Below are 13,390 nucleotides of genomic sequence, written 5' to 3' on the forward strand. Positions count from 1 at the left end.
TGTGTCCGGACATCGGTTTCGAGCAATTGTCAAATCTTGTGGATCGGTTGGGGTTGTTCACGCGACGCAAGGGTCTCGGGGCGTTCGACGAGCTGACCTCGTCCGAAGCGGGCTCCGGCTCTGACCAGGGCCACGAGGTGGGTGCATGCACGGCCCGCCAGCCGCAGGCCGAGCCGGCGATCAGCCGTGGATGGCGTTGAGGACGGCGGCAAGCTTTTCGGGCGCACTGATCATGGCCATGTGGCCGGTGTCGAGATCGATGACGTTGGGCCGAAGCAGCTCAATGGATCGCTGCTGGAGTTCTTCGACGTAGCACTGGTCGCGCGTGAGGTGCACGTACGTCCGGGGGATCTCGCGTTTATAGCCGCTCAGGTTCACGGCCTCGCTCAGCAGGGCGGCCGAGTCGTCGGCCAGCCGGTCCAGGGTGGACGCGGCGGTCGCCTCGTCCATGTCGTTGCACAGCATTGCGGCGGCGCCCTCGCGGGTCTGGTGGTAGACGCCGTCGGCGATGGACTGCTCGACCAGACCCCGCACTCCGGGATCGATCTGGTCAAGCACCCGGGATCTGTCCGGCGGCACCACGGCCGACACGAGGACGACGTGGCGGATCCGGTCAGGTATGAGGTCCAGGACACGCGGGATCGTGACGCCCGCGAAGGAGTGACCGACCAGTACCACGTCCCGCAGATCCTTCGCTTCGACGTCCTCGCGGACCACATCGGCGCAGTCCGCGAGAGTGACTGTGCCCAGGTCGACTTCGGCTCTGGTCCCGCGCCCCGGAAGGTCGACCGCCAACGCTTCCGCACCTAGATGGGGGATCAGCTCGTCCCAACAGTTCGCGCCGAAACTTGCCCCATGGATGAGAACGAACGCCATGATTGACCTCCTCGTCAACGATGTCAGCCAAACCATAATTGAATTCAGTTCTGTTGGGGAGGCTTGCGGCAGGGCAAGGGAGTAAAAGCCAAGACGTGGATCGGTTGGGGTTGTTCACGCCGCCAGGATCTCGGGGCGTTGAACGAGCTGACCTCGTTCGAAGCGGGCTCCGGCTCTGACCAGGGCGACGAGGTGGGCTCCGGTGACTGCGCGCCAGCGGGCCTGGGCGGATTCGACGAGCTTGAACACCATCGCGAGGGCCGCGGCCGGGCTACCGGCGCCGCGGGCGACCTTGGTGCGGAGCTTGACCGTGGAGAAGGTCGACTCGATCGGGTTCGTGGTCCGCAGGTGGATCCAGCGCTCGGCCGGGAAGTTGTAGAACGCCAACAGCTCCTCCCGGTCCTCGGTGATCTTCGCGACGGCCTTGGGGAACTTCGCGCCGTAGGTCTTCGCGAACGCCTCGACCGCCTTCTCGGCGTGCGCGCGGTCCTCGGCGTTGTAGATCTCCCGTATCGCCTTCGTTGCGCCCGGCTGTGCGGAGTTCGGCAGGGCGCTCGTGACATTCCGGGCCTTGTGGACCCAGCACTGCTGGTGGCGGGCAGCCGGGAACACCTCGGCCAGCGCCTTCCACAGCCCCATCGCGCCGTCGCCGACGACCAGCTCGGGATCGCGCATGCCGCGCCTGCGGCAGTCGCGCAGCAGGTCGGCCCACGACTCGGTCGACTCGCGCAGCCCCTCCGTCAGCGCGATCAGCTCCTTGGTGCCGTCCAGGCGCACACCCATCAGCATCAGGACGCAGGAGTGCGCCTGTCCGAGCCGGACCTTGGGGTGCACCCCGTCCGCCCACACGTACACGTAGTCGCTGCCCGCGAGGTCGCGCTGCTGGAAGGCGGCGTGGTCGTCCTGCCACTGCTTCGTCAGCCGGGTCACGGTGGCCGGCGACAGGCCGGCCGCCGAGCCGAGGAACTGCTCCAGCGCGGGCACGAAGTCCCCCGAGGACAGCCCGTGCAGGTAGAGCAGCGGCAGCACTTCGCTGACCTTGGGCGACTTGCGGCACCAGGGCGGCAGGATCTTCGAGGAGAACCGCATCCGCTCGCCGGTGGCCGCGTCCACCGCTTGTCGTTCACGCGCGGGCCGTGACCTCGACGGGACCTGCGGCGGTGGTCACGGTGCGGGGCCGGTGGTGTCCGTTGCGGACCACCAGGCGGCGCCCGGCCGCGTCCTTCTCGGCGGCCAACTCGGGTATGTACTAGTTGACTTCGGCCTCCAGCGCGGCGGCGAGCATCCGCCGGGCGCCCTCGCGGACGATCTCGTCGATCAGGGAGCCGGACTCGGTGGATCCGTCGGCGTTCACTACGCTGAGCACGGGCGTGCCTTCCCGACCCGCGCTGCGAACGCGGGCCTACTCGGTGACCATCACAGGATCATTCGGGAAGGTACGCCCTCCGCGTCCAACCCGAGGCCGATCCACAGGTCTGGAGCATTGCTCATCGGTTTCATCCGTTGCCGGCGTCCACGGGGTGCGTCGCTTCGTCGAGTGCAGCTCGAGCTGTTGTGGCGAAAGCGCCGATGCGTTCGGAAACTCTGGTCACCTCGACTGCATGCCGTTCCACGAACGTGACGTTGTGGTCGGGGGCTCCCTCTGCGGAGTCGCGCCATGCGAGCAACGTCGTGTGCATCGAGTGGAGTGCAGTCTTGACGCCGTTGGCTGCCTGTTCCACAGACTCGGGTCCTTCGACCGCAAGAGCAGCCCAAGTTGCCTGCACTTCTCCTAGTTTGTCGTGTGCGTCATGGAGATAGTGGTCAGCCCCTTCCACATCCACATCGCCGATCAGGGCGCGTGCGGCCTGCTTCAGGGCGTTGCGCGTCTCATTGGAGGGAGCGAGAAAGGCGCTGTAGGCATCGCGCCGGGCCTGCCTGCGCCAATGCGCGTGGTCAACTCTGGCCTGGGCCCCAATCTGCTGCCGGCTCGACCACCCGGATATTGCCGATGCGGAGACGGTTCCGAGGACGCCTACCGTTGCCCCCAGCAGTGCTGCGATTCCCTGATCCACAGAGAGATTGTGCATGCGTCGGACTGCTTGTGTCCGGAAGGTGGCGGCTGTCGATCACGGGGAGCTGTCACGATCGGGGTTGTGTTTGGGTCCCCGGCTCGTGCCGGGGTGCGCTGTACCGCGCCGATCGTATTTGACGCTCCATCATGTCTATCGGGATCTGAGTGGAACGGCTTGGCGTAGTCGACGTCCTGGATGTGGATGGACGTGAACTCTCTTGGCGGGGTGTGCTGTTCGCGGGGATCGTGGTGTTCGCCGAGGCGACCTTGTGCGGCAAAGGGGCGTTGATCGCGCGGGCTCGTGGCCGGGCCCGGGAAGGAAACTGAGCTGCGGGCGACCGTCGTCTCGGGGGCACGATCGCTATCGACGGCAGTTGCAGGACGTGCCGCTGGCCGCCCGGCCGGTCCGCATCGTGCTGGACGTCCGCCGGTTCGTTTGCATGAACACGGAGTGCGGGCAGAGGACGTTCGCCGAGCAGATCCCGGGCTTCACCAGCCTGTTCGCCTGCGTCGCGGATCGGTTGGGTGTGTTGCTGGACGGGTTCGTGCTGGTGTTGGCCGGCTGTGCCGGGGCGCGTATGGTCCTGGCGCTGGGCATTACGGCGGGGTGGGTGGGGGGTGTTGGACCGGATTGGGGCGATGCTCGATCCGTCGTATGGCACTCGGCGCGTGCTGGCGGTGGCGATTTCGAGATCAAACGCGGCCACTTGTACGCCACCGTGCTGACCGACGGGGAGACGCACAGCGACGTCGACGTGCTGCCCACCCGGGACACCGCACCGCTGACGACCTGGCTGCTCGCCCACCCCCGGCGTCGAGGTCGTGTGTCGTGACCGGGCCGGTGCCTAAGCCGAGGGCGCCACTGCCGGGGCGCCCGGCGCCCAGCAGGTGGCTGATCGCTTTCACCTGTGGATGAACCTCGGTCAGGGCCGTCGGGAAGTGCGTCGCCGCGCATCGCGCCTGCCTGCGTCCATCGTCGGCACCGGCTCCGTCGGTGCCCTCCACCGGCCTCGTCGCAACCCGCGACGTCGCACGGCAACGGGCGCCTCGCCGCGCGGTTGCGGGTGCATCGTGCCCTGGTCCATGGTCTGTTGGACGAGGGGTTGGGTCTGCGGGTCATCGCCCGGATTCTGGGCTGGGGCCGTCACACCGTGCAGTGGTACGCCCGTGCCGAGCACTGGCAGCAGGTTTCTCTTGGACGCCACCGCCGCGGCAGCAGCCTGGATATCCACCACGTCTACCTCAGCCGGCGCATCGCCGAGACCCGGGGGCGCATCTCGCTCGTGGCCCTGCATCGCGAACTCGCCGAACGCGACTGGCACGGCAGCTACTCCACCCTGCGGGACTGGGCCGCACACCGTCTTCACCAGCCTCACCGGACCCCGCGGCCACCGCCGGCGCCACCCAGCACGCGGCAGGTCACCGGCTGGCTTACCCGTCGTCCCTCCACGCTCACCGGGGACGAACACCAACAGCTGAAGGCGGTCCTGGACGGCTGCCCCGAGCTGGCCACCATGCACCGGCTGGTCCGCGGCTTCGGGGACATGCTCACCCAGCGGACCGGCGTCCTGCTGCCCGCCTGGATCGAGGGCGCCGCCGAGGCGGAACTGCGTGGATGGACCGGCTTCGCCCGCGGCCTCACCAGCGACCTCGACGCCGTTACCGCCGGACTCACTTTCCGCTGGCGCTCGGGCGGCACCGAGGGCACGCGTGAACCGCATCAAAAAGATCAAAAGGCAGCTGTAGGGACCACTGTCGCGGGTGTCGTGGTCGGGATGATGGGGTGGCATGGTGACCAACCATGATGAGGCAGTGGTTGTCCGACCGTTGACCCTGGCTTGGGTGAGCCGGCATCTGGAGGCCGGCGAGCGGGTCGTCAGAGCCGAGGCGCTGGACGGCGGTATCACTGCCGAAATGCGGCGGCTGACAGTCGGCACGCTGGATGGAGGCACCCGTGACCTGGTGCTGCGGACCTTCGTCGACCCGTTCTTCGTGGAGCACGCTGAGGTGTGGCTGAACAGGGAGGCTGGCGCTCTGACCCTGCTCACGGGGACCGGCGTGCCGGCTCCTGGACTGGTTGCGGTTGATCCGACCGCCGCGCAGTGCGAGTTTCCATCACTCCTGATGACACATCTGGCGGGCCGGACGGTCCTCGACGATGAGGGATTGGAGGCGCGCGTCCCTGTGCTGGCCCGTCAACTCGTGGCGATCCACGCGTTGCGACCCGTCGAGCGGCCCCGGGAGTATGTGGCGTTGACGACCGCCGGCACCGTCGTGACTCCGAAGGGCGCCGACGCGGCGGCTTGGGCCGCGGCGATCGATGTGATCCGCAAGCCCGCGCCGCTCTATGAAGGGCGGTTCCTGCACGGGGATTTCCATCCCGGTAACGTGCTGTTCGACGTGGCGCCCCCAGGGCCGGCAGGTGCCCGGATCACCGGCGTGGTCGACTGGGCGGCTGCCTCCTGGGGCCCGGCGGATGTCGATGTGGCGCACTGCTGCACCAATCTCGCGCTGCTGCACGGCCCGGCGTGGGGTCTGCGGTTCGCTGAGGCGTATGAGGAGGCCGGCGGGGTGCTGGCCGCGGCCGCGTGTGAGCGGCTGTACTGGCGGGTGCGGGACGGGCTGGCGTTCTCAGAAGAAGTGCAGTTGGTGTCGCAGCCATGGCGAGAGGCAGGGAGGATGGAGCTGACGACGCGGGCCGTGGAGGAGCGGCTGGATGCCTATGTCACCGCTCTGATGGACGCGCTGGGCTGAGCCGAGGCGGTCCGGGGCGCGGGCACGGCGGCGAGCGCCGGGACCGCCTTCCACGTCCGGCAGCAAAGACGATCGCACACCCGTACCGGGGCACCCCGGGTACGGACTGGCTCCCGGCCGACGGCTCTGCGACGAGGCCGAATCGAACGGCGACATCACTCGCCGTGACCGTTTCCCCGTGATCTGTGACAGTTCCCTGTATTGGCTCCGCCTTTCCTGCTTGGGCTGGCCCCGCTTCACTGTGATCAAGGTGTCGGGTTCCGGCTTGTGATGGGCGCGGCTTCCGGCCTGTGCTGGCCCCGTTGGAACCAGCAGGACGTCGGCCGACGCTACGAACGCAAAACCGGCCACTTCCTGGTCTTCACCAGCATCGCCTGCTGGCTCATCTGCTGTCGCAGACTCGCCGAATGAGATGACGTGGTAAGGGAGTTGCACGGTTCGTGGCTTTTCCAATGGGTCACCGGTGACAGATTCCAGCGACGAACTGGCCCGCTGAACGGGCATGGAAACGGGGAGCCTTCGGGCGGCTGCGTCCCCTAGGTTTCACCCCATGGCCTCATCCGTCGGTCCTGAAGACCGAGTTGCCGGGGCGCGGCCGCGTCTGGTGACCCGCCCGCTGCTTTTGCGCTGTGTGACGGTCGTCGGCTCCTCGGCGAGCTTCTATCTGCTGCTGTCGGTCGTCCCGGCGTACGCGCAGAGCGCGCCGGGCGGGGGCAGCGACAAGGCGGGCCTGGTCACCGGTGCGCTGATGCTGGCCACGGTGGCCGGCGAGCTGATAACCCCATGGCTGGCCGCACGCTGTGGCTATCGCGTGATGCTGGGGGCGGGCTTGTTGTTCTGGGTGCTCCGGCACTGGCCCTGACCGTGTCGCAGAGTATGGCGTGCATCGTGGCGGTGTGCCTTGTCCGGGGGCTCGGCTTCGCGTTCACCCTGGTGGCGGGTGGGGCGCTGACGGCGTCGCTGATCCCGCCCGAACGCCGCGGGGAGGGGCTGGCCCTGATCGGCATCATGGCCGGTGTGCCGTCGCTGGTGGGCCTGCCGCTCGGGGCCTGGCTGGCATTGCACACGGGGTACGGGCCCGTCTGCTCGGTGGCGGCACTGGTCGCCCTGGTCTCCATCGCCGCCGTCCCAGGCCTGCCCGGCAGGGAAGCGGCGCCGGGGCCGGGCCTGGGGATCTTCGCTGGGGCCCGTTCCGGCACCCTCGGCCGCCCCACGGCCGTGTTCGCGGTGACGGCAGTGGGCGCGGGGATCGTCGTCACCTTTCTGCCACTGGCCGTGGCGCCGGGCTCTTCCGGCGTGGTCGCCGCGGCACTCTTCGTGCAACCGGCCGCCGCGACCGCATCCCGCTGGTTCGCCGGTCGGTGCGCCGACCGGCGCGGAGCCGCCGGGCTGGTCGTGCCGGGGCTGGTCGCCTCAGCCGCCGGCATCCTCGTCGTTGCCCTCACGGGCGTCCCCGTCGCGGTCGTCGTGGGTGCGGCCGTGTTCGGGGTCGGCTTCGGCATCACCCAGAGCGCAACCATCACGCTGATGTACTCCCGGGTCCCGGCCTCCGGGTACGGGACGGTGAGCGCCCTGTGGAATGTCGCTTACGACGCGGGTATGGGCATCGGCGCGGTCGGCTTCGGCACGGTGGCCGGCTTGACCGGCTACCCCTGGGCATTCGTCCTGACCGCGCTGCTGATGCTGACAGCCCTCGTCCCGGCCTGGTAGGACCAAACGGCAGCGTGCAAACAACGTGCGACGACCAGGGAGGATCGGGCGGTGACGCAGGAGGGGCAACGGTGAGCGATTACCCGCACCCTCATCCACCACCGCAGACTCGCCAAATGAGATGACTTGTCAGTGCCAGTTGGTGATGCCTGGCGTTTACGGCAATTCCTTGCGGTGGCGGGTAGCTGATCGCCCTGCTGATGCGCAGAGAGCTGACTGATCGGCTTTGGAACCGTGGCACAAGCCGAACGACTAACCAGGCACTTTGCCCTGGACGAGTATCGAGTGCACTACAGAGTCACGCCGCTGCCCGGGTTTTGGGATGTGCTCGCGGATGAAGCCCTCTTCGACCATGTCGGCCGCAGCCATGGTCTTCGCTGAGGCCTCGTTGAGCGGGGAGCGGGCGCCCCGGATGAGATTCAGCCGCAGGTCTTCAAACCCAAGGCTGAGCAGGATGCGTACGGTCTCGATGCCGTAGCCGACACCCCATGTTCCGGACGCAGCGCGGACCCGAAGGTGGCTGCGCGCTGCTGGGCGGTTCTGTGGTGAGGCGGCCGAACCTGATCAGCTCCTGGGTCTTGCGTTCGATCACCGCGATTCCCGGGTCAGCCGTCTGCTTATGAGGTCGATCATCGCAAGGTGGATCATGGCTTCGGAGCGGTGCGGGTGGGTCTCGTAGTCGCGGGCGAGGCGACGGTGGTGCATCAGCCAGCCGAAGGTCCGCTCGACGACCCAGCGTCGCGGGATCACCTGGAAGCCCTTCGCGGCGGGACCCCGGCGGACGGCTTCGACGTCGATGCCGAGGCGGGCGCCATGGTCGATGGCCTTTGTTCGATAGCCGGTGTCGGTCCAGGCCTTGCTGACGTGCGGGTTCGCTGCGGCGATCCAGGAAAGCAGGTGGATGCCTCCGACGTTGTCGGAGACGCTGGCGGTCGCGACCCAGACCGCCAGCAGGAGGCCGAGGGTGTCGACGCCGAGGTGGCGCTTGCGGCCTGCGATCTGCTTGCCTGCGTCGATCGCCTGGCCCGTGGCCGGCACGTTCGCGGAGGTCTTGACGCTCTGGGCGTCGAGCACACAGGCACTCGGCTGGGCGTCCCGGCCTTCAGCCTCGCGCACCAACTGGCGTAGGAGGCCGTTGAGTTGGTCGAAGATACCGTCCTTCTGCCACTTCGCGAAGTAGCCGTAGACGGTTTCCCACGGCGCGAAGTCGTGCGGCAGATAGCGCCAGGGGATGCCGGTCCGGTCGACGTACAGGATGGCATCCATGATGCGGCGCAGGTCGTGCTCGGGCGGGCGGCCGATGTCCAGGCCCCTGCCTCTTCGCTCGGCCCGCCAGGCTGAAAGAACGGGATGCAGCAGTTCCCAGCGGGCGTCGGACAGATCGCTGGGATATGGGCGGTGTCGCGTCATGTTTCGGTAGTACCGTCGGGCACCGCCTGCCCCCAGGGCGCAAACGGCGTCAGACGGGGGCGCCTTGGGATCAGACAGGAGCGAATCGGCCGAAACAGGCTGACGCTCGATTCACCTGTCACATGCGCAGCATCAAGCCCGTCTGTCGCAGCGACACCAGGCCGGCTCGCCCCCTAAAGCACCATCAAACACTTCTGCCGGGACAAAACGCTCTTTGAGCTTGTCGTTTATCCGTTGAGATCGAATGGCCTTCGAACTGGGTCGCTCACCTGGGCATTCGCCAGACGTGCGGGTGGCCTCGGCGTGATCATGTGAGTCCTTGGCCGGAGAGCCTCAGCAAGGCCCCGGCATGCGCTCTACGGCCGTGCCCGTCCTCGCCTTCGAGCCCCCGGGCCCGGCAGGACGGAATACTCCGAGCACGGCCGAAGCTGACCTGATCATGAGTGAGATTCTTGTGACTGGCGCGACCGGCAATGTCGGCCGGCAAGTTGTTGTTCGGCTCCTGGCGACAGGCACCGCTGTGCGTGCGTTGGCGCGTGATCCCGAATCGGCCGAGCTACCGAAGGGAGTCAAGGTCGTGGGCGGGGACCTGTCCGAGCCGGACACGCTGGAGGGGGCGCTGACCGGGAGCGAAACAGTGTTCCTGATCTGGCCGTTCCTTACGACCGAGGGGGCCCTGGCCGTGCTGGAGGCGATTGCACGACATGCCCGTCGCATCGTCTATCTCTCGTCGTCGGGTGTGAACGAGGACGCCGAGCGGCAGACCGACCCGATCAATCAGCTCCACGCCGATATGGAGCGCCTGATCGAAAAATCCGGCCTGGAGTGGACCGTCCTGCGGTCGAACACCATCGCCTCCAACGCACGAGGGTGGGCCGAGCAGATCCGCACCACGCACGTCGTTCGCGGTCCCGACATGGCCGCCACGGCGGTGATCCACGAGCGCGATGTCGCGGCCGTGGCGGTACATGCGCTGACCGATGACGGGCATGCGGGCATGAAACACGTCCTGACCGGCCCGCAGGTACTGAGCAGAGCTGAGCAGGTACACACCATCGGGGAAGCGATCGGCCGCCCGACGCGCTTCGAGAAGGTCCCTCTACAGGTCGCACGAGAGCAGATGCTCGCCGACGGCAGGCCACCTGCTCTCGTCGAGGCCCTGTTGGCCAGCGCTGAAACGCGGCCCGAATCGACCTTGATCACCTCCACGGTGGAAGAGATCACCGGAGCGCCGGCGCGCACGTTCCGCTCGTGGGCGCAAGAGCACGCGGACGATTTCCGCTAGGTTCGCCGTTTCAAGTCCCGGCCCGAAAAGGTCCTCGAACTGGGTCGCTCACCTGGGAGTTCGCCAGACGTGGGGACGGCCTCGGCCTGATCATGTGCTCCGGCCAAGGACGCACAAACAGACCGAGACCGCGGAGACGAGTGTGCTGCACCAGAACGACGGATGGGAGGCGTTCACAGCGCTGTCACGCTCGCGGGGCGACTTCTACGACTGCCTGACCGCACGCCAGGACGCGCTGTTCGAGCTGACTGACGCGCTGCTGTGCACGGACGGGCCGGTGCGGACGCTGGTCGACCCGGCGCTCGCGCCGGAACACCGCCGCGGCCACGGCGCCTTGTACGGCAGCCTGAACAAGGGTCGCCTCAACGTCGACCGGCTGCGGCGGACATTGGCCGGGCTGCCGCTGCCTCGCGCGGCGGATGGCCGCCTGGTCCTGGCGGTCGACGTCTCTCCGTGGCTACGGCCGGACGGAGCCGACCAGCGGGGAGCCGGTTCCTTCTGGATCGTCAACTGGTTCGCCGTACCGCCGCGTATCCGTGGCGACCACCCCCGTGACGAGGCCGTCCAGGCCCGCTACCTCGGTGAACTCATCGACCAGTACGACGCCGAGCGCGTGCACGGCTGCTTCGTGTTCACCTTCGCCATGCCCGACTTCCCGTGTCACGAAGATCCTCGTCTCGACCTCGACAAGGCCGGCTTCGGGATCGTGGCAGTGACCGGCGACGGCGCGTGCAGACCCAAGGAGGCGTTCCACGAGGTCGCGCGGCGCTACGGCGACACAGCCGTGGAGGAATGACCGAGTGAGCGGAGCGGCCAGGCATCCAACACCGAACCCCCGAACGAGCCACGCAAACACCGCACCTCAAACCAGCGACACGGATCCAAGACCAACCTCGCAGGGCATCTGAAGCACCAGCGTTGCTACTTCGCATCGACATTTTCGAGCCCTGTGATCGCTAAGTGCTGCCCAAAACCGTCGACAAACGTTGCCCGTTCCCACTTACAGAGCCACGGGAGCGGCGGTCGCCGTGGCGGTGGTCCTCACGGGGTATCGCCGAGGTGCCCGGGGCGCTGTGGAGAGGCTGGCATCGGCCGAGGAGCGCCCGGTGGACCCGAGGGCACAGTGCGGACGCTTGGAGGCCGACGTACTCAGCCGTCCGACCTCGGCCCTCAGTGCACTTGACTACGTCTTCGCCGATGAATCCCAGTGGGACCGCGAAACCGCCGGCGTCTACAGCCCCGAAGGGCTGTCGGACCACCAGATGCTGGTCGGATTCTTCGGCCGGTACGGGGAGGGAGGTCCTCGTGCGGCCATCCGCTCGCCGTGTCGTCTCCGCTCGTCACCCTATGTCCCTGCTCGGCCTTCCCACCCGGCGTCTCAGCGGGCCCCCTATGGCCCTGCGCGCTGCGAAGCCGACCGCTCTCACCTGACCGGAACCGCGCCTCTCGATAGTCATGCGACGCATTGACCCCACAGCGCCATCGCGGTTGCATGCTTGTGGCCCTCCGGTGGGGAACCGGGGAGAAGGACCATGTCCTGCCTTAGGGGGAAAATGAGAGGAAACGCGAATCGGAGCGCCACCAGACGTGTGCGGGCCGCCTTAGACGTCGTCTCATTTGGCGAGTCGCGGTAGCAGATGAGGCTGCAGGCGATGGCCGTGAAGGCCAGGAAGTGTTCTGCCTTGCGTTCGTAGCGGCGGTGCAAACGGCGGCAGCCGCCCAGCCAGGACATCGTGCGCTCGATCGTCCAGCGGTACCGGCCGAGCCGGGCGGCGGACTCGATGCCCCGGCGGGCGATGCGGTGCCGGATGCCGCGCTGCCGTAGCCATCGGCACAGGTCGTCGTAGTCGTAGCCCTTGTCGGCATGAAGTTGGGCGGGCCGTCGTCGGCGCGGCCCGCGCCGGGAGCGGATCGGCGGAATGCCGCGTACGAGAGGCTTGAGCGCCTGGCTGTCGTGGAGGTTGGCGCCGGAGATGCCGATGGAGAGGGGTAACCCGGTCCGCTCAGTGATCAAGTGGATCTTCGACCCTTTCTTGCCCCTGTCTACCGAATTCGGACCTGTCAGCTCCCCCCTTTCAAAGCCCGCATGTTCACCGAGTCGACCGCGCAGCGCGACCAGTCCAGCTCACCACGCGAGCCGAGTTCGTCGAGGACGAGACGGTGCAGCTTCGCCCAGACCCGGGCGGCGGACCACTCGGTGAAGCGTCGGTGCGCGGTCGCCCCCGACGGGCCGAAGACCGGCGGCAGTTGCCGCCAGGTACAGCCCGTAGTTGCCACGAAGATGATCGCCGCGAGGACCTCGCGGTCCCCGTACCAGCGTCGGCCCCCACCCTGCGGCCGTATTGGAGCAGACGGCACCACACGTTGAAACAGCTCCCATAAAGACTCCGGCACCAACGTCTCGATCACGTCCGCTCCCATGCCCGGAAAATGCCTGCTCACGACAACGGCATGACAGCTACTGTTCTTTGGCATGCAACTGACCGTTCTCGGCGGCTGTGGAGCGTGGCCCACCGCAGTCCAGGCATGCAGCGGCTACCTCGTCGAGTACTCGGGCTTCCGCCTGCTCATCGACCCCGGGTACGCCACGCTGCCACGCCTGCTCGACCACAACACCGTCGACGCCATTGACGCCGTGCTGATCAGCCACGAGCACCCCGACCACTGCGCTGACCTCAACCCTCTCCTGCGTGCCCGGGGCCTGAGTGACACGCCACCGCCGGCACTGCCTGTCTACGCGCCCCACGGCGCCGCCGACGCCGTTCTCGCGCTCGACAAACCGAGCATGCTCGCCGGGGCGTACCACCTTCGCGAGTTCCAGCCAGGCGACCGGTTCGACATCGGCCCGTTCAGAACCGACACCTGGCTCCTTCCGCACTTCGTGCCCAACGCCGGCATCCGACTGACCACACCGGAAGCCGTGCTCGCCTACACCGGCGACACGGGTCCGAGCCCCGACATCCTGCGCCTCGCTCAAAGTGCTGACCTTCTGTTGTCAGAAGCCACATACATCCACGAGGTGCCGACCGCCGACGCACCGTATCTGCTGACCGCGCGCATGGCCGGCCAGTACGCCAGCCAGGCAGGCGCTGCCAGCCTCATGCTCACCCACCTGTGGCCGGGGACAGATCCGAAAGCCGCACACGAAACAGCCGCGGAATCCTTCCGGCACCCCATATACGTCGCCACTCCCGGGCTCGTCACCAACCTCGCCCGTGGAAGTGGTCATACGACGGTGCATAGCGCCCAATAGCGCGGACGCCCTGACGCTGACAGAACGACCATGCCGTGTTCCAAATGAG

10 protein-coding genes and 3 pseudogenes are annotated in these 13,390 nt (G+C 67.6%); 8 read left to right on the top strand and 5 right to left on the bottom strand.

The features are described 5' to 3' along the window. Positions 1-180: 180 nt before the first annotated feature. The 3 genes and pseudogenes from FE633_RS36615 to FE633_RS36625 form a co-directional block, all read right to left on the bottom strand. Positions 181-876 (bottom strand): alpha/beta fold hydrolase, encoded by a 696-nt coding sequence (locus FE633_RS36615; protein ID WP_138049476.1) that lies wholly within the window; start codon positions 874-876, stop codon positions 181-183. Between the two features lie 114 nt (positions 877-990). Beyond that, positions 991-2,242 (bottom strand): annotated as a pseudogene (locus FE633_RS36620) (IS256 family transposase). A gap of 130 nt (positions 2,243-2,372) precedes the next feature. After that, a complete protein-coding gene (locus FE633_RS36625; RefSeq protein ID WP_138049477.1) occupies positions 2,373-2,930 on the bottom strand; it encodes a hypothetical protein in 558 nt (185 codons plus the stop codon). Between the two features lie 382 nt (positions 2,931-3,312). Here FE633_RS36625 and FE633_RS36630 point away from each other — a divergent pair, with 382 nt between their 5' ends. The 5 genes from FE633_RS36630 (at position 3,313) to FE633_RS36645 (ending at position 7,393) form a co-directional block, all read left to right on the top strand. Continuing rightward, entirely contained in the window at positions 3,313-3,762 is a 450-nt protein-coding gene (locus tag FE633_RS36630) for a hypothetical protein (protein ID WP_246114003.1), read from the top strand. A gap of 258 nt (positions 3,763-4,020) precedes the next feature. Next, entirely contained in the window at positions 4,021-4,734 is a 714-nt protein-coding gene (locus FE633_RS36635) for a transposase (RefSeq protein ID WP_171060267.1), read from the top strand. Then, positions 4,718-5,683, top strand: a complete 966-nt coding sequence (locus tag FE633_RS36640; RefSeq protein ID WP_171060268.1) for a phosphotransferase family protein — start codon at positions 4,718-4,720, stop codon at positions 5,681-5,683. Before FE633_RS36635 ends, FE633_RS36640 begins: the two co-directional genes overlap by 17 nt. A 550-nt stretch (positions 5,684-6,233) precedes the next feature. Then, entirely contained in the window at positions 6,234-6,545 is a 312-nt protein-coding gene (locus FE633_RS48855; protein ID WP_246113995.1) for a hypothetical protein, read from the top strand. Positions 6,546-6,559: 14 nt separating this feature from the next. Next, the gene (locus FE633_RS36645) at positions 6,560-7,393 is read left to right on the top strand and encodes an MFS transporter (protein ID WP_246113996.1); all 834 of its coding nucleotides are present in this window, start codon (positions 6,560-6,562) and stop codon (positions 7,391-7,393) included. A gap of 588 nt (positions 7,394-7,981) precedes the next feature. Here FE633_RS36645 and FE633_RS36655 read toward each other — a convergent pair. Further along, a complete protein-coding gene (locus FE633_RS36655) occupies positions 7,982-8,803 on the bottom strand; it encodes an IS5 family transposase (RefSeq protein ID WP_138049480.1) in 822 nt (273 codons plus the stop codon). A 439-nt stretch (positions 8,804-9,242) separates the two neighbouring features. Between FE633_RS36655 and FE633_RS36660 the strand changes: the two genes are divergently transcribed. After that, positions 9,243-10,088 carry an NAD(P)H-binding protein gene (locus tag FE633_RS36660; RefSeq protein WP_138049481.1) on the top strand — a complete coding sequence of 282 codons (846 nt, stop codon included), beginning with the start codon at positions 9,243-9,245 and terminating at the stop codon, positions 10,086-10,088. Positions 10,089-10,233: 145 nt separating this feature from the next. Continuing rightward, positions 10,234-10,557, top strand: a pseudogene (locus FE633_RS47915) (transposase); the annotation flags it as partial. 1,158 nt (positions 10,558-11,715) lie between these two features. Here FE633_RS47915 and FE633_RS36670 read toward each other — a convergent pair. Beyond that, positions 11,716-12,509: pseudogene (locus FE633_RS36670) on the bottom strand (IS5 family transposase); the annotation flags it as partial. A 52-nt stretch (positions 12,510-12,561) separates the two neighbouring features. On the opposite strand from FE633_RS36670, the gene FE633_RS36675 reads away from it, so the two are divergent. Continuing rightward, the gene (locus FE633_RS36675; protein WP_138049482.1) at positions 12,562-13,341 is read left to right on the top strand and encodes an MBL fold metallo-hydrolase; all 780 of its coding nucleotides are present in this window, start codon (positions 12,562-12,564) and stop codon (positions 13,339-13,341) included. Positions 13,342-13,390 lie beyond the last annotated feature (49 nt).

This window comes from Streptomyces montanus, assembly GCF_005786655.1.
Taxonomy (GTDB): Bacteria; Actinomycetota; Actinomycetes; order Streptomycetales; family Streptomycetaceae; genus Streptomyces; species Streptomyces sporangiiformans.